The organism is Alteromonas sp. MmMcT2-5, from assembly GCF_022348315.1.
GTDB classification, from domain to species: Bacteria; Pseudomonadota; Gammaproteobacteria; order Enterobacterales; family Alteromonadaceae; genus Alteromonas; species Alteromonas macleodii.
On the sequence record NZ_JAKRFB010000071.1, the window covers coordinates 1 to 15,409 of the forward strand.

The window sequence follows — 15,409 nt, forward strand, 5'->3', positions numbered from 1 at the left end:
TTGCCACACTTATAAGTAGTAACCCACCTCCGCAGCCATTTATTGGTGTGGTCTACAGAGGATTATGTCTTTTTAGAGGGGAAAATCCCTAGAACCCCACGTTCATCGGTATTTGTGGATTCCCCTTCAAACACGGTTTGGATGACCGCAAAGCCCACCCCCAGATCCGCCAGGTGCTCATGCATATATTGCAGGGCAGGGAAGCCGAAGGAATGGCAGCCAGGGCACCAGTGCTGAAAACAATACAACAGTCGGTAACCGTCACCTAACTCGGCAAGGGTGACTGGCGCACGCGGTGCGCCGTCATGATCAATCCATTGGTTAACCCGCAGCTCCGGGGCCTGAAAATAAGAGGTTGTCATCGTGCACTCCTGATGGTGGATAACGTGGCATCCACGGTTGATCAAGGCATTAAGTATTAGATATACCGCCGTCTATCGTTAAATGCAATCCCCCACCAGACAAGTGTCTATTTACTGGGTGTTTGAGTAACCGGATGAATGCAGATATGCATAAAGACGTGTTTTGACAAGGCAAAAGGGCTATTAACCACCGGCAGGTGGAGTGAGACGGTAAAACGAGTGGAGGCGTACACACTCCGCTCAAACCCTGTAATGTAAAAGCTGGAACACAGCATTTTAGCCCGTTAAGTTTAGCACATTATTTGGCTAATAACAGGAGATGCTGGCGTTTTTCGCGGGGGTATGTACGTGTCCCCGATTGTGCGCCATCATATTGGTCGCTACGGGCCTGCTGCGCGTCAGAAAAAACGGCGCAGATCAAGACGGCTATACAATGAGGCGACGTCGTCATACCCGTTAAAGGGTAATGTCGGGATACGGTTACGTGTAAACAGCCCACCGCTGGTCAGCCGTCGCTCACTTGCCTGACTCCAGCGGGGGTGATCGACCTCCGGATTCACATTCGCATAAAACCCATATTCCTTTGGTGCATATTGCTGCCAGGTGGTTGGAGGTTGGTGCTCGGTGAGTGTGATCCGCACAATCGATTTAATGCTTTTAAACCCATACTTCCAGGGGACGACGAGTCGGATCGGCGCGCCATTTTGGGGTGGTAAAGTTTTACCGTACAGGCCGACGGACATCAGGGTTAACGGGTGCATTGCTTCGTCAAGCCGTAGCCCTTCCACATATGGAAAGTCGATGCCGGCGTGAAATGCGCTGCGTCGCTGGCCGGGCATTTGCTCGGGATCATGTAGGGTTTGGAAGGCAACATAACGTGCACTGCCCAGTGGGTGTGCCCGTTTGATGAGGTGGCGTAGCCCAAACCCAATCCACGGGATCACCATGGACCACGCTTCCACGCAGCGTAATCGATAAATACGCTCTTCCAATGGAAAGAGGCTCAGCAGATCGTCATGATCCAACGTATAGGGAGAGGCGACCAGACCATCCACCGTCAGTGTCCAGGGGGACGAGGCAAAGTGTCGGGCGTTGTGCTGAGGCGCGTCTTTCTCGGCGCCAAACTCGTAAAAGTTGTTGTGTGAGATCACTTTAGCACGGGGCGTCAGCGGCTCGTCTGACCGATAAGCATCAGGCTGCGTAAATGTCAGCGGTGTTGGCTTGGTGGCGGGGGCCGGGCCCTGGGCGAACCATGGGCGGGCGTGGGCCAGTGGTGTCAGTAATGCGCCGGTGCCAACAAGCCCGATCCCTTTGAGCACGTCACGGCGTGATAGATACACGGACTCATCAGTGATCTGATGCTCGCGTATAGGGTGACGAGGTAAACAACGGATCAACATAAACACACTCCAGATGTACAAAACACATAGCGGATGTAAAGCATAGCCGATGGGGCGGTATGTTGCGTATAAGTACACCGGGTATCCCCTTTGCCTGTCTGCAGTCCATGTGACAGGCAGTGCCGTCGCGCGGGCTATTTTGCGGCGCTATACCACAGCATAATGGGGCACACATTTACCGTCGGGATCAACGGGCTTGACAAGGGTGTTAGGCTAATCAAAGTGATAGATGAGGGAGAGAGCGATGGCCTCAGAGCCGGGGTTTTGATCGCCCAGGCCCGCATTAGAGATATGGCCGATTTCAAGCCGCATGTACCATTGTGGTGAGAGACGTCTGTCCACGTTAAGCCGGGTATAGTATTCGACTTTATGGCCCAGTTGCTTCGGGCGCTCCATAAAGCCGATATGCATGGCGCCACCGATACGCCAGTGCGGGCCCAGGGAGGAATCATAGGCAACACCGAAGGCATAGTACTGTTGCCCCTGATCGGCAAAGAATGCCATCAGGGTTGGCCGCACGTTATATCCCCCGGGCAACGGGGCAAGGGTATACGTGACGTGCAGCGCCTCACGATCGGCATTATCAAACACGGCCCAGTTTGCAACGCCGGTGGTGAGATAAGGTGAGCCAACGGCCTGAGCCGGGCCACCGCCAAGACTAAAAAGCAGTGATACCACGGCGACGAGGTACAGCGGGGAACGCATTGGCTAGTGGATAGCCTTTTGTGGGTAAACACATCGGCAGCGGCATGACCTTGGTGCTGGCTTAGTATGCTGATCTGTCATGACGTTATTTATACACATAAGCAAACGTATGGAAGTGCCTCGAAAATTGCCCCAAACAAGAAAAAGTACAGCTTAATGGCGAGTTATGCTATTAATGCTAGGGCATTAACATTTTATTTACAATAACGCGGGATAATAATGATGAACAAACAACGCACCTGGATCCTTTTACTATTACTGACCGTATTGAGTATGGCGCTATCTGGCTGCCAGGAAAAAGAGCAGGCAGACACGGCGGCCGTGAGTGAAGCGGAAATACTGGAGGCCGAAGCGGTTGGCGACGATGTTGATCCCACGTGGCTCCCTAGCGCACCAACCCCTAGTATGTCACCGGCGGAAATCCCCCTTAGCAACGAGGCGCTGTTTATCTACCTGACGAGTCAGGCGTATCGCAGCTTTGCCAATCAGGAAATGGAAACGCACCGGACAACGGGCCCACATACCCAGTTTGGATTACCGGTACGGGTGTTTTATAACGACACGATTGCCGCAGCGATAAAAGCCGATGCAGCGACATACCCGACGGGCAGTGGTATCGTCAAAGAGATGTACGATGAATCAGAGGCGCTGGCTGGCTGGGCGGTGATGGTCAAAACACAGGACAACTCGGATAATGGTAAAGGGTGGTTCTGGTATGAAGTGACCAGTGCAACCGATGGCACGAAACTGCAGGCGTCAGGCAATGGCGTTCCAGGCTGCTTTGGCTGTCATATTGGCGGCAAAGACATGGTGCTAAGCCGTACAGACGAAATTAAATAGTGTGATAATGCTGAAGGGGGTCCCCTTCAGTGGGTATGCGCATGCGTGCGTAATTGACAGTGAAAGACCAGCGCTTCGACGCTGGTCTTTTCTCTGTCCTTGATAGGAGTAACAGTATGTTGAATTGGAATACCGTCATCGGGTATGCGAGCAAGGGTAACCCGGCCCCCGATCGCCGGGTAGAAAAAACGGATGAGCAGTGGGCCGAGCAGTTGACCAGTGATCAATTTCAGATCACGCGACGAAAGGGTACCGAGAGGGCCTTTTCTGGCGAGCATTGCGGCATCTTTAAACAGGGCCGTTACGCGTGCATTTGCTGTGATGAGCCACTGTTTAATGCCAATGAGAAGTTTGATTCTGGCTCGGGCTGGCCGAGCTTTACTCAGCCACTGAAAGATAATGTGATCAATTACATTCAGGACACGTCGCACGGTATGCATCGTGTTGAGGTGACCTGCAGTATTTGCGACAGCCACTTAGGGCATGTATTTCCGGACGGTCCGGAGCCAACGGGGCTACGCTATTGTATTAATTCACTATCATTAAAGGCGGTGGATGATGAGTAACATGATACAGGCAACATTTGGTGGCGGGTGCTTTTGGTGTGTTGAAGCAGTCGTTCAGCGGCTAAAGGGTGTACATAAGGTTGAGTCGGGTTACAGCGGTGGCTCATCATCGGATGCTGACTATAAGAAGGTGTGCTCTGGCGGGACAGATCATGTGGAGGTGGTGCAGGTGACCTTTGAGCCTGACGTGATCAGTTATTATGATCTATTGGTGGTCTTTTTGACCAGCCATGATCCGACTCAGGTCAACCGGCAAGGGGCGGATGTGGGGACCCAGTATCGCTCGGTGATCTTCTATCATGATCCTGAGCAACAAGCGACGGCAGAGCAGGTGATCGCCGATCTACAACCGCGCTTTGGCACGCCGATCGCCACGCGCGTGGAGCCCCTTGATGTGTTTTACCCCGCGGAAGGTTACCATCAAAATTATTATGCAAATAACCCGCAAAACCGGTATTGTTCAATGGTCATTGAGCCGAAGCTGTCAAAGCTGCGGGCAGCGTACCAAGATAAACTGAAATAACAAAGTGTTACAGGAGAGCATATGAAAGCTACATGGAACGGGGTTGTTATCGCAGAGTCGGATAACACTGAGGTTGTCGAGGGCAACCATTACTTTCCCCCTGATGCGATTAACGCGTCGTATTTTAAACCCAGTTCGTTTCGTACCACCTGCCCATGGAAGGGTGAGGCGCATTATTACCACGTTGAGGTGGGGGATGCCGTTAACGAAAATGCCGCATGGTTTTACCCCGCACCGTCAACGGCGGCAGCGGCGATCAAAGATCATGTCGCATTCTGGAATGGTGTAGAGGTGGCCTGACCGACGTTGTTACACTTGTTGGACGCGCCCGGTGGCGCGTCGTATGCGTGCCGAGTCAGCATGGTATGTGAACGCCTGGTATGTTGGCACGGCACTTAACACATAACCACACCAATCCTATAATAATTTATGCAACATAATGAGAATTCTGCCTTTCAGGCCGTCCGTGCACTCAGCGCGCAGCTTGTCGAGCCGTTATCGGAAGCAGACGCCCAGCTTCAGTCGATGCCCGACGCCAGTCCTGCCAAATGGCACCTGGCACACACCACCTGGTTTTTTGAGACGCTGATTTTGCGGCAACACCTGCCGCAGTATGTGCCGTTTGACGATGATTTTACGTACTTATTCAATTCGTATTACAACGGCATTGGTGAGCAATATCCACGCGCCGCACGCGGGCTTATTTCGCGGCCCAGTTTAGCCCAGATCATGGCATACCGAGCGTATGTCGACGCACACATTTTGCAGTTATATGAGCAGGGTCTCACCCCGGAGGTGGCATCATTGCTCACGCTGGGATGCCACCATGAGCACCAGCATCAGGAGCTCTTGTTAACCGACATTAAACACGCACTGGCACAAAACCCGCAGGCGCCGGTTTACATGGCATCGTCCCGTGGTGATGCCATGTATAGTGCGCACCATTGGCTGCGGTTTGATGAAGGACTGTATACCATCGGACATGATACGGACGGCTTTGCGTTTGATAACGAGTCGCCGGCGCATACGGTGTATCTGCAGCCGTTTTCATTGTCATCGCGGCTAGTGACCAATGCTGACTATCAGGCCTTTATTGAGGATGGGGGGTATCAAAACCCGTTATTATGGCTCTCTGATGGGTGGGCACATCTTCAGGCGCACGACGTACAATTGCCCTTGTATTGGCGCTATACCGACGGGCAGTATCAGCACTTTACACTTAGCGGGCTGCAGCCGGTGTTACCGCATCAGCCGGTGACGCACGTGAGCTATTATGAAGCAGAGGCCTATGCTCGCTGGGCCGGCGTGCGGTTACCCACCGAATTTGAATGGGAGGTGGCGGCACGTGCACAACCCACGCGCGGACCGTTTTTATCCCTCGATTGTTTGTGTCCTACGGCCGAGCCAGGCCCGGGGCTGACCCACATGACCGGACAATGTTGGCAATGGACCGCCAGCCACTATGGCGCTTATCCGGGGTATCAACCATTTAGTGGGCCGGCTGGCGAATACAATGGTAAATTCATGTGCAGTCAGTATGTGCTGCGGGGGGGCTCATGCGTGACCCCCGGTGCCTCTTACCGTGATACCTATCGTAACTTTTTTTACCCCCACCACGCGTGGCAATTTACTGGAATACGACTAGCAAAATAACAATGAAAGATTTTACCTTATCGCAACCCACCGAGTGTTATGACTCGGAATTTTTACACGATACCTTACAAGGATTGTCCCACCCTCAGAAATGCCTGCCGAGCAAGTATTTTTATGACGCGTACGGCTCTCAGCTGTTTACCGACATCTGCACACTGAAGGAGTACTATGTCACGCGCACGGAAACCGCACTGCTTGAGCGTGTCAAGGGTGACATTGCCCGGCTATTAGGTCCACATGTGCATGTGATTGAGCCGGGCGCGGGGGCCAGTGACAAAGTGCAGGTGTTGATGGCGCACCTGTCAGCGCCGCAACAACTGACATTAACGGATATCTCGGCGGAGATCCTACAGGCTGCGGGCAAGCGCCTTGAGCAATGTTTCCCGGGGCTGCCGGTCAATACGGTGGTGGGGGACTTTACGCGCTTACATGCGCTTCCGCCGCCCGCCCTTGCGCCGACGCGCGGTCGCCAGGTGGTGTATTTCCCTGGCTCCACCATTGGTAACTTTTCGCCCATAGAGGCCGGCCGCTTGTTATCAATGTTCGGTAGTTGGGTCGGCGAAAAGGGATTGCTGCTGATCGGCGTTGATCAGATCAAGTCCACCCCGTTACTGGAGCGCGCGTATAATGATGATCAGGGCGTGACAGCCGCCTTTAATCTTAACCTGTTAAGCCGGATCAATCGGGAATTGGAGGGGACATTCGATCTCGGGCAGTTTCGTCATCATGCCTTTTTCAATGAAGAGCAATCACGCATTGAGATGCACCTGATCAGTACACGCGCACAGACCGTGCAGGTTGCCGGGCAACCGTTTGCGTTTACACAAGGCGAGAGTATCCATACAGAGAACTCGTACAAGTATACCCCCGAGGGGTTCATTCAGATGGCACGGGCGGCGGATTGGTACCCGATCAAGCATTGGCACGACGCCGCGCGGTGGTTTGGACTACACTTGATGGAATACCGCCCGTCCTCCACTGTTCGGTAAGCGTCATATGAGCAGCCCGTTGTTGCTAATCATGCTCGTGCTGGCCACTGGGGTGCTGGGGTATGCACTGAAGCGCGCGGGCTTTTGTATGGTCGACGTCGTACTCCAGGCGTATCGGCGTGGGGTATATGGAAAGGCCTTGGCGTTGTGGTTAACGGTGATGGTGATCCTGATGGGGCATCTGCTGCTGGTGATATTGACCGGCGCAAGCAGCTGGCCAACCTATGCACTGAGTGGGACCAGCTTACTCGGTGGGGCGTTATTAGGGGTTGGTGCAGGTTTAAATCGCGGGTGTAATATCTCAACGTTTACCAAGCTTGCGGAAGGCCGCACCGAGATGCTGGCGACTATCACCGGATGGGGGCTGGGCGGTTTACTCATGGCGGCGATGGGGGCCGCATTGCCTGTCCCGCAGGCGGGTGGATCTCATAAGGCACTGCTGATAAGCGGTGTTGGCTTAGGTGGCGTGTGCGGGTATGCGTATTGGATGTGGCGACGCGTCCCGGCCAATAAACGGTTTGGGCTGCTCGCGGGGTTTCGTCATGCCCGTGGCATGATCTGGCTCATTGGTCCTTCGGCGGCACTGGTGACGGTTTTTTTACCTGACTGGGGCACCATTGGCAGTTTCTTCACCCTCAGTGTCACACAACCGGCGCACTTGCTCAGCACCTCGTCAATGTATGGGCTGGGCCTGGCAGTCCTGTTTACCGGTATGCTGGTAGCCAGTTGGCATATGCGCCGTTTTTCCCTGCGAGGGCCCCCCTTGCGGGTGTGGGGGCGGCATTTATTTGCGGGCCTGTTGATGGGCATGGGTGCGTATGGGATCCCGGGAGGCTCTGACACGCTCCTCTTTATCGGGCTTCCCGCATTGTCGCCACATGCGCCGGGGGCCATCGTCATGATGGCATTAGGGATATGGGGCGTTGAACGCCTACGTGCACAGCGCACATAAACGAGGGCTTATGTTGTTGCGTTGTGATGACATCAAGCTGAGTATGCATGACCATTGATGTGGAGAGACAATGAGTATAAATGTAACCTTTCCCAGCCAGGAGCATATGCTCTCAGGCTCACTTACCTTGCCTGTGCAGCGCCCGTGTGGGTACGCACTGTTTGCCCATTGTTTTACGTGCGGTAAAAACAGTGTGGCCGCGAGGCGGATCACCGACGCATTAAGCGCCCATGGTGTGGGCGTGTTGCGGTTTGACTTTACCGGATTAGGCGACAGTGAGGGGGAGTTCGGCAATACCAATTTTTCCTCAAATTTGGATGATCTGAAAGCGGCGGTAAGCTTTTTGCGTGAGCATTACCAGGCCCCTCAGCTGCTTATTGGGCATAGCTTGGGTGGGACGGCGGTGCTGGCCATGGCCGCCCAGGAGCCAGAGGTGAAAGCGGTGGTGAGCATTGGCGCGCCGTTCAGTGCCGGCCACGTGGTTCATAATTTTGAACAGGCAGTTCAGACGATAGCACGTGCGGGGGAAGCGACGGTGGATTTGGGGGGGCGGCCCTTCACGATCAAGCAACAGTTTTTAGAGGATGTCGCTCACTTTGACGGGCGCCAATTGGCGGGTATGAAAAAGGCACTGTTATTGATGCATGCACCCACCGATCGAATTGTGGCGATAGATGAGGCTGAAAAGATCTACCATGCCGCCAAGCACCCAAAAAGTTTTGTCAGTTTAGATAAAGCCGATCATCTGTTGACCAAACCGGCAGATGCTGAATATGTGGCCGACACGATCGCGGCCTGGAGCCGTCGTTTTTGGAGCAGTGCGGTGATAGAGGATACGCCTTCGGCGTTAGAAAAGGGGCAGGTTGAGGTGGCCGAGTTTGATCATGTGTTGACCCAGCGGGTGTCCAGTGCGGCCCACCAGTGGATAATGGATGAGCCTGTTGCGTTGGGCGGCGGCGATCGGGGGCCTGATCCCTATGAGCACCTGTTAGCCGCGCTGGGCGGGTGTACCGCGATGACGTTGCGGCTGTATGCCACACGCAAACAGTGGCCACTGACGCATGTTGAGGTACGCCAGGCGCACGGGATCACGCCAATAGAATCTGACACCATCATTGATGAGGTGTGTCACGAAGCGGGGGGCATATGCCCCATGTGCAAACAGGAGTTGGATCATGCCCCTTAAACCGCTCGCGCCCGATATGCTGGCCCCGGATGCGTTATTATACGGTGCCAACCTGACCACAAGCATGACCTGGGCGCCGGGGCAGCCGCTGCCCGCACCCGGCGACTGTGTGTGGTACCATTTGTGTGCCATTAATATCGCGACCCGCACCTGGTTGGAAGCGTCCCAGCGGATGAGCAGTACCACTATTGATGCCATGTTGGCAGAAGATACCCGTCCACGGGTATTGATCAAACCCGACGGCGTATTGATCAACGTGCGGGCCATTAATACGTATTGTCCTACTCACCCGGAGCAAATGGTATCGCTGCGCATCTGGACTGATGGTGATGTGGTGCTGACCTGCCGACGCGATGACAACCAGGCGGTTGAGCAACTGCGTGAGCACATTACCCAGCGCCGCGGCCCATTGACCGCGGGCGGTTTGGTGGTCGCGTTGATGCGCGAAGTCTATGAGGAAATTGAGCACTACATTGACGAGCTGGAGCGGTGTGTGGCTGAGCTGGAGCTGCATGTCAATGCTGATGATGCACTGCAGCGTCCCCCGCATAATATCAGTGATGTGCGGCGTAAAATTGCGTTATACCGGCGCTATATTTTCCCGCAGGCCAAGCTGCTCAGTGATCTGTCACAGGCGTCTATCGGCTGGTTATCGGACCGGCAGCGGGCGGATATTATTGAACAGCACGATCGGGTGTTACGGTATACCGAAGAGCTCAATGATATCCGGGATCGCGCAGAGATCCTGTATGAGGAAATTAAATACCAGCAGGGCGCCGAATTAAACAAAACCACCTACCTGTTTTCAATCGCCGCAACAATTTTTTTACCCCTGTCCTTTTTAACCGGCCTGTTGGGGATCAACGTGGGGGGGATACCGGGCGCCGCCGTTGATTTTGCGTTTTGGATCTTTGTGGTGTTGTGTGTCATGGTCGTGGGCGCACAGATCGTGTACTTTCGGCGCAAGAAGTGGTTTTAGCGGTGGAATGGTTAACAGCACTTAACACCTACCCTCACGGGTACAGTGAAGCGTGGTTCGACGGACGCCGATACGGCGTGACGCGCCATCGTCACGTGCAAGGGCGGGCAGAAACGTTTTATGCCGAGCGGCTCGGTGGTCAGGACGTGATCAGTTGCAATGTTTATCATACCCATGTCCCGTTACTCAAGCCGTGCGAGATGTCGGCGGAAAAAGTTATCGATTTTTTAATCCGCAGTCGCCCCATTACCACAGCGTAAACGCGACGCGCAGTATCACTTAAAGAATGTACATAGGAAATTCATTATGACAGCACAGTATCATACGATTATCTTGGGCGGCGGGAACGCCGGATTTGGCGTCTCATCCGTGCTTAAGGAGGCGGGAAAATCCATGGCCATTGTTGAGCAGGCCGAGTTTGGTGGCACCTGCCCTAATCGCGGTTGTACCCCGAAAAAGATTTTAGTTGAAGCTGCTGGGTGCCTGGACATGATCCGCCGGGCTGAGGCACACGGTATTGAGGTTTCTGCGCCCGTGATCCATTGGGAAAAGCTGATCGCACGCAAGGACGAGATGATCGGCTTTATCCCCGGTGCGATGCATAAACTGGCGGACAATCGGGCGACGGTATACCGCGGTCAGGCACGCTTTACCGGGCCTAATCAGATCACGGTCGGCGACGATGTCCTGGAAGCAGAAAACATCGTCATTGCCACAGGCTCTAAAACCCGTCCGTTACCTATCCCGGGGGCTGAGCACCTGCTAACGTCAGATGATGTGCTGACGCTACGTGAACTGCCCGACTCGGTTGTGTTTGTCGGCGGGGGGGTTATTGCCATGGAATTTAGCCATGTGTATGCCCGCGCGGGGGTTAAGGTGACGATTTTGGAGGCCATGCCACAGCTGCTGCCACGCCTGGACAGTGACGCGGTGCGGGTACTGCATGATGAGACAGAAAAGCTGGGCGTGACCATCCACACCGCGGTGCAGGTGCAGCAAATACGTCAGACGGACACGGGGATGGTGGTCGATTGTATGATTGATGACACCCATCATACCTTCATGGCGTCGCATGTTGTTAATGGTACCGGGCGGGTGGCCAATGTGGACGGACTGGATCTGCAGACGGCGGGGATCACGGTTGATCGTGGGCATATTGAGACTGACGCATACTTGCGCACGGTCGATAACCCTGCGGTCTGGATCGCAGGGGATGCCATTGCACGGGCGCCGCAGCTGTCGCCCGTGGCCACGCAGGAGGGCCGCCTGGTCGGACAAAATATTCTCAAGGCCATGTCACAAGCGACGGATTATCGCGTGATCCCGACGTCGGTCTTTACGCTGCCGACCCTCAGCAGTGTCGGGCTAACAGAGCAGGAAGCCACCGCGCAAGGCCTACAGGTGAAGGTGCAACAGGTTGAAATGGGGGATTGGTTTTCCTCCCGCTCGCATGTTGAGTCACGGGCTTGGGCCAAAGTGATCATTGATGAGGCCGCGGATGCGTTTGTGGGAGTGCACATTGTCGGGCATAAAGGTGAGGAGCTGATCAATATGTTTGCCATGGCCATGCGCCACAACATTACCGCGACGCATTTCAAAGCGGATCTGCTTGCTTATCCGACCTTTGGCGCGGACATTCAAAACTGGTGGTGATCCGGTGCTCGCGTCCGGGCCTGTGCTGCCCGGGCAACGGCACGAATAGGAGGTGACAATGGCAGCGGACGTATCCATCGGGTTAGGGGGCAGTTGCTACTGGTGTACCGAAGCCATTTTTGCCTCCTTAAAAGGGGTTGTACAGGTGGAGCAGGGATGGCTGAGCAGCTACGGTGAGCAGCATTGGCCCTCAGAAGGGATCATCATGCGTTTTGATCCGCAGCAGATCACGTTATGCGACCTGATTGATATTCATTTGCATACGCACAGCAGCACCGCCGATCACAGTCGTCGTCACAAATACCGCAGTGCGGTGTACACCTATAATGATGCTCAACAGGCTGCGGCACAGGCCTGTTTAGTGCAGCTGCAATCCCAGTTTGATAAACCCTTGATCACGCGGGCGTATCGGCTCAACACATTTGAACGTTCGGCCGCGCACTATCAGGATTATTACTATACCGATCCCCAGCGCCCCTTTTGTCAGAACATCATCACCCCCAAACTGCGTCAGTTGTTGGCCTTGTATCAGGATAAGGTGGATGAAACGCGGTTAAGACTGGATACCTGAGCCGCAGTTATTCACCGACAAGGGTGACAATGTGCGTGTGATCATTATCCCAATATAACTGATAGATCCCGCCTTCTGCTGAGAGTTGGCGGCAGGTATACACCTCTGATGTCCGGACGTGCCAAAAGGCTGAGAGAACGGGAGCCGCAGAGCCGGTGGCGGGATCTTCAGGGGCGCCGTACTGGGGGGCAAAATAGCGGAAATAGATATCATTCACGGATAGGATATCGCGCGAGGTCACGATCAGGGCTCGTTTGGTAAACGCACTGTACTGCTTAGCAGGGAGTGTAAAATCCGCAACATGGGCCCGGTTAGGTAGCTGGATCACGTAGTAACCATCTTCAGCCTGGGTTTCCATTATGCGCCCCAATGGCACGTTTAAGAGACGTTTTAGTTCGTATGGTCGCGGAGCGGGATACAGCTTGATGTTATTGATGCGCATGATGTAGAGCTGTGCTTTTAGCTGAGTGACATGCAACATGTCATGGGCATAATGAAAGGTGACTTGGTTGGCTGCAGGATGTAGGTGTGTTAGCACGATGTCTGCTGCCGCGAGGGTCGCATGCCCGCATAACTGGATCTCCTGGGTCGGAGAAAACCAGCGAATGTGGTAAATCGGCCCCTCGGCTTGTTGGCCGGTATCGGCGATAAACGCCGTAACGCGCTGATGGGTCTTGGCCCATGTTAACAGTTGCTCGGGTGATTGAAGCTCCGTGGCGGTGCAGGGGTGTACACATGCCCAGTTACCTTTTTCTTTCACAGAATAAAATACACGCCGATGCAACGCTTTGTGCATATCTCCTCCATTGGTATCCGGCCCAAATATTTAAGTATAGTCATTTTACCTGGGCTCGGGTTTTTAACCAATGCACCAACGGTCACCGGTTAACAACGCCTCTCGCAAGTGAAAACACTGATGGTGGGTTAATATAGGAATAATGGCACGGAGTTCACCAGCAAAGCTATGTTCTTCTGGAGCAAAGAGTCAGGTGTAGAGCTAGCATTTTCTCGCCCAGGCAAGCCCACTGACAACGCGTTTGTGAAAAGTCTCAATGGTAAATTCAGAACATTACTATCATGTTCGACCTCATAGTTCATTGAATTATTTATCGCCTGTTGAGTATGCAAAGCAGGCTGCATAATATGAAAAACCTCATCGAAAAATTGGTGTTAGTTCAGGGGAAAAGTCAACATGGACATCCCCATAAGCTCACCTTACACTTTAGTGCATAATGTTGTTAATAGAGTGTTGAACATGCGAGATCTCATCGGAGGGCTTTTAGGAGGAATTTTTGGTTGGTTAACGTTGCCCGCTTGCGCCTACCAGGTTAACGTTGCTGAAGCTCTGAACTGGCACAGTTCAAAGGTGGAGATTGAGACGTATTATCGCCGGGTGTACCAACAGGCTAATATTGTGCCTCAATTCGTATATTACCCAGCTAAACGGGGGCTGAAATGGGTCAATGAGGGGCAGTTGGATGCTGAAGCAGTGCGGCTCGCCCTCATCGGTTCGCAATACCCAAATTTACGTCAGGTTCCCGTTCCGATTGCCACATTACGTACCGGCTTATTTTGCCTGACGCCGAGCGGCTGTGAGGGCTATGCCAATAGTATGATCGCTTATACCAAGGGGTATCGTGCTGCGCCGCACTTTTGTCAGCAGCAGCAATGGGATTGTGTTGAAGGCAACTCCCCGGGTGAGCTACGCAGGCTGCTATCGGCTGGACGTGTTGACGCATTATTATTACCTCTACATGATGTTGCTACCGTATTATGTGGGTTATCCGCATCACCACTTTTTTATATATTGAAGCCACAATTTGATCGGGCCGTTTATCATTATGTACACCATAAACACCACGCTATCATACCCGCACTTGTACGCGGCATAAGGCTCAGTGCACAACATAACCCCTTCGTTAATTTGCAGCAGCGGTGGCAGCAGCAGATCACCTCGTGCCAGGTGACGTTGTCGGCATTGCAAACGCCATGACGGATAGGCCCCTAGGCAGCGCGTACGAGCAGTCGTTTGATCACCAGCGGGTACACGATCAGTGACGTAAATATCATGATAAAGGCCATGGATAAAAAGGCCGGTTTAAGCATAAAATCATCAGGTAGCAGTAAAATCAACGCAATGGAAACAGCGCCGCGGGCTCCCGAAAAATTAAGTAACCAAAACGCATCAGATGATAGTGGTCGCGCCTCCAGCCGCAGTATCGGATACAACAAGGTTAATGCTAATAGCCGGGAAAGTAATAAACTCAGCAAAATAACACAAAGCATCACGACGCCAATTTGGGCCCAGGAAAAGTAGACGAATAAACTGGCCCCTAAGAGGAAAAACAAGATGGCATTGGCGATGTATTCAAAGTACTCCCACAGGTGATCATGAATATCTTTGTTGTGATCTCGCATATTGGCTTTTCCTAAACAAAAGGTCAAAATCACGTATAGCGAATGAGATACATTATCATGCACTTAAAAAGTGCTGACACCGGTTAACTTGAACCTTGTTGCTGGAAACACTGTATTAGGTAATCTTTCGGCCATAAGGCAACATCACTACTTATGTCTAATACCCTTTAGTATTAGACATAGGCAGAGAGAAAAACATGCGCGTAAATTGCTTCAATCTAATATATACTTCGACCTGTTAACCAATTAGTTTCACTTCAAACCTTCACTCATTTTGGATCGTACGATCCAAAAATATTCTTCACAAAATTGCATTAGTCTCGATATATCAACCGCTTACGACATCCCCCACAGGTCTGACCATGCGTTATTTATGGTTAAATGTGCCTGAGTCCTACTATTTAGTATCAACAATCATATGATGATCCAAAGCTGCTATTAGAGGAATATTCAATGAATACAATTGAGAATTATTTTCTATGCGTGAAAAAAGGGTTTTGTTTAGGGAAAACCTTTTTAAGTTCAGGTACGGTCAGACTTTTTGCACCGCCTCTGAGCTGGTTCAGGCTTAGTCCGTCATCAATGGCTGTTATGCTGTCCAGAAAGACGTGA

17 protein-coding genes and 1 pseudogene are annotated in these 15,409 nt (G+C 52.9%); 13 read left to right on the top strand and 5 right to left on the bottom strand.

Annotated features, from left to right (window positions below; genetic code table 11):
* Positions 1–62: 62 nt before the first annotated feature.
* The 3 genes from MHN09_RS19220 to MHN09_RS19230 all read right to left on the bottom strand — a co-directional run bounded on the left by MHN09_RS19220 (position 63) and on the right by MHN09_RS19230 (position 2,467).
* Complete coding sequence (locus MHN09_RS19220) at positions 63–362, bottom strand: hypothetical protein (protein WP_069945523.1); 300 nt, start codon at positions 360–362, stop codon at positions 63–65.
* Between the two features lie 398 nt (positions 363–760).
* Complete coding sequence (msrP, locus tag MHN09_RS19225) at positions 761–1,762, bottom strand: protein-methionine-sulfoxide reductase catalytic subunit MsrP (protein WP_069945524.1); 1,002 nt, start codon at positions 1,760–1,762, stop codon at positions 761–763.
* Positions 1,763–1,975: 213 nt separating this feature from the next.
* A complete protein-coding gene (locus tag MHN09_RS19230) occupies positions 1,976–2,467 on the bottom strand; it encodes an acyloxyacyl hydrolase (RefSeq protein WP_069945525.1) in 492 nt (163 codons plus the stop codon).
* Positions 2,468–2,686: 219 nt separating this feature from the next.
* Here MHN09_RS19230 and MHN09_RS19235 point away from each other — a divergent pair, with 219 nt between their 5' ends.
* From MHN09_RS19235 to MHN09_RS19285, 11 genes are all read left to right on the top strand, one after another.
* On the top strand, positions 2,687–3,307 hold the full coding sequence (locus tag MHN09_RS19235) for a cytochrome P460 family protein (RefSeq protein WP_069945526.1): 621 nt from the start codon (positions 2,687–2,689) through the stop codon (positions 3,305–3,307).
* Positions 3,308–3,423: 116 nt separating this feature from the next.
* On the top strand, positions 3,424–3,873 hold the full coding sequence (gene msrB / locus MHN09_RS19240) for a peptide-methionine (R)-S-oxide reductase MsrB (protein WP_069945527.1): 450 nt from the start codon (positions 3,424–3,426) through the stop codon (positions 3,871–3,873).
* Positions 3,866–4,396 (top strand): peptide-methionine (S)-S-oxide reductase MsrA, encoded by a 531-nt coding sequence (gene msrA, locus MHN09_RS19245; RefSeq protein ID WP_069945528.1) that lies wholly within the window; start codon positions 3,866–3,868, stop codon positions 4,394–4,396. Before msrB ends, msrA begins: the two co-directional genes overlap by 8 nt.
* A gap of 21 nt (positions 4,397–4,417) precedes the next feature.
* Complete coding sequence (locus MHN09_RS19250; RefSeq protein WP_069945529.1) at positions 4,418–4,696, top strand: DUF427 domain-containing protein; 279 nt, start codon at positions 4,418–4,420, stop codon at positions 4,694–4,696.
* Between the two features lie 129 nt (positions 4,697–4,825).
* On the top strand, positions 4,826–6,049 hold the full coding sequence (egtB, locus tag MHN09_RS19255; RefSeq protein WP_069945530.1) for an ergothioneine biosynthesis protein EgtB: 1,224 nt from the start codon (positions 4,826–4,828) through the stop codon (positions 6,047–6,049).
* A 2-nt stretch (positions 6,050–6,051) separates the two neighbouring features.
* The gene (gene egtD, locus MHN09_RS19260; protein WP_069945531.1) at positions 6,052–7,038 is read left to right on the top strand and encodes an L-histidine N(alpha)-methyltransferase; all 987 of its coding nucleotides are present in this window, start codon (positions 6,052–6,054) and stop codon (positions 7,036–7,038) included.
* A gap of 7 nt (positions 7,039–7,045) precedes the next feature.
* Positions 7,046–7,990, top strand: a complete 945-nt coding sequence (locus MHN09_RS19265; RefSeq protein WP_069945532.1) for a YeeE/YedE thiosulfate transporter family protein — start codon at positions 7,046–7,048, stop codon at positions 7,988–7,990.
* A gap of 70 nt (positions 7,991–8,060) precedes the next feature.
* Positions 8,061–9,176, top strand: a complete 1,116-nt coding sequence (locus MHN09_RS19270; RefSeq protein ID WP_069945533.1) for an alpha/beta fold hydrolase — start codon at positions 8,061–8,063, stop codon at positions 9,174–9,176.
* Positions 9,166–10,155 (top strand): CorA family divalent cation transporter, encoded by a 990-nt coding sequence (locus MHN09_RS19275; protein WP_069945534.1) that lies wholly within the window; start codon positions 9,166–9,168, stop codon positions 10,153–10,155. The genes MHN09_RS19270 and MHN09_RS19275 overlap by 11 nt, the downstream gene beginning before the upstream one ends.
* A gap of 306 nt (positions 10,156–10,461) precedes the next feature.
* On the top strand, positions 10,462–11,808 hold the full coding sequence (locus MHN09_RS19280) for an NAD(P)/FAD-dependent oxidoreductase (protein ID WP_069945535.1): 1,347 nt from the start codon (positions 10,462–10,464) through the stop codon (positions 11,806–11,808).
* A gap of 58 nt (positions 11,809–11,866) precedes the next feature.
* Complete coding sequence (locus MHN09_RS19285; RefSeq protein WP_069945536.1) at positions 11,867–12,379, top strand: peptide-methionine (S)-S-oxide reductase; 513 nt, start codon at positions 11,867–11,869, stop codon at positions 12,377–12,379.
* Between the two features lie 7 nt (positions 12,380–12,386).
* Here MHN09_RS19285 and MHN09_RS19290 read toward each other — a convergent pair whose 3' ends face one another.
* The gene (locus tag MHN09_RS19290) at positions 12,387–13,175 is read right to left on the bottom strand and encodes a PhzF family phenazine biosynthesis protein (RefSeq protein WP_069945537.1); all 789 of its coding nucleotides are present in this window, start codon (positions 13,173–13,175) and stop codon (positions 12,387–12,389) included.
* 138 nt (positions 13,176–13,313) lie between these two features.
* Here MHN09_RS19290 and MHN09_RS19295 point away from each other — a divergent pair.
* Both MHN09_RS19295 and MHN09_RS19300 read left to right on the top strand, forming a co-directional pair.
* A pseudogene (locus tag MHN09_RS19295) lies at positions 13,314–13,521 on the top strand (integrase core domain-containing protein); the annotation flags it as partial.
* Positions 13,522–13,571: 50 nt separating this feature from the next.
* Entirely contained in the window at positions 13,572–14,372 is an 801-nt protein-coding gene (locus MHN09_RS19300; RefSeq protein WP_139125491.1) for a hypothetical protein, read from the top strand.
* An 11-nt stretch (positions 14,373–14,383) separates the two neighbouring features.
* On the opposite strand, the gene MHN09_RS19305 is transcribed toward MHN09_RS19300, so the two are convergent.
* On the bottom strand, positions 14,384–14,797 hold the full coding sequence (locus tag MHN09_RS19305; RefSeq protein WP_069945539.1) for a cation:proton antiporter: 414 nt from the start codon (positions 14,795–14,797) through the stop codon (positions 14,384–14,386).
* Between the last annotated feature and the right edge of the window lie 612 nt (positions 14,798–15,409).

Excerpts from the sequence above, each read along its gene's own strand:
- MHN09_RS19220 (WP_069945523.1), bottom strand. The coding sequence starts at position 362 with ATGACAACCTCTTATTTTCAGGCCCCGGAGCTGCGGGTTAACCAATGG.
- msrP (WP_069945524.1), bottom strand. The coding sequence starts at position 1,762 with ATGTTGATCCGTTGTTTACCTCGTCACCCTATACGCGAGCATCAGATC.
- MHN09_RS19230 (WP_069945525.1), bottom strand. The coding sequence starts at position 2,467 with ATGCGTTCCCCGCTGTACCTCGTCGCCGTGGTATCACTGCTTTTTAGT.
- MHN09_RS19235 (WP_069945526.1), top strand. The coding sequence starts at position 2,687 with ATGATGAACAAACAACGCACCTGGATCCTTTTACTATTACTGACCGTA.
- msrB (WP_069945527.1), top strand. The coding sequence starts at position 3,424 with ATGTTGAATTGGAATACCGTCATCGGGTATGCGAGCAAGGGTAACCCG.
- msrA (WP_069945528.1), top strand. The coding sequence starts at position 3,866 with ATGAGTAACATGATACAGGCAACATTTGGTGGCGGGTGCTTTTGGTGT.
- MHN09_RS19250 (WP_069945529.1), top strand. The coding sequence starts at position 4,418 with ATGAAAGCTACATGGAACGGGGTTGTTATCGCAGAGTCGGATAACACT.
- egtB (WP_069945530.1), top strand. The coding sequence starts at position 4,826 with ATGCAACATAATGAGAATTCTGCCTTTCAGGCCGTCCGTGCACTCAGC.
- egtD (WP_069945531.1), top strand. The coding sequence starts at position 6,052 with ATGAAAGATTTTACCTTATCGCAACCCACCGAGTGTTATGACTCGGAA.
- MHN09_RS19265 (WP_069945532.1), top strand. The coding sequence starts at position 7,046 with ATGAGCAGCCCGTTGTTGCTAATCATGCTCGTGCTGGCCACTGGGGTG.
- MHN09_RS19270 (WP_069945533.1), top strand. The coding sequence starts at position 8,061 with ATGAGTATAAATGTAACCTTTCCCAGCCAGGAGCATATGCTCTCAGGC.
- MHN09_RS19275 (WP_069945534.1), top strand. The coding sequence starts at position 9,166 with ATGCCCCTTAAACCGCTCGCGCCCGATATGCTGGCCCCGGATGCGTTA.
- MHN09_RS19280 (WP_069945535.1), top strand. The coding sequence starts at position 10,462 with ATGACAGCACAGTATCATACGATTATCTTGGGCGGCGGGAACGCCGGA.
- MHN09_RS19285 (WP_069945536.1), top strand. The coding sequence starts at position 11,867 with ATGGCAGCGGACGTATCCATCGGGTTAGGGGGCAGTTGCTACTGGTGT.
- MHN09_RS19290 (WP_069945537.1), bottom strand. The coding sequence starts at position 13,175 with ATGCACAAAGCGTTGCATCGGCGTGTATTTTATTCTGTGAAAGAAAAA.
- MHN09_RS19300 (WP_139125491.1), top strand. The coding sequence starts at position 13,572 with ATGGACATCCCCATAAGCTCACCTTACACTTTAGTGCATAATGTTGTT.
- MHN09_RS19305 (WP_069945539.1), bottom strand. The coding sequence starts at position 14,797 with ATGCGAGATCACAACAAAGATATTCATGATCACCTGTGGGAGTACTTT.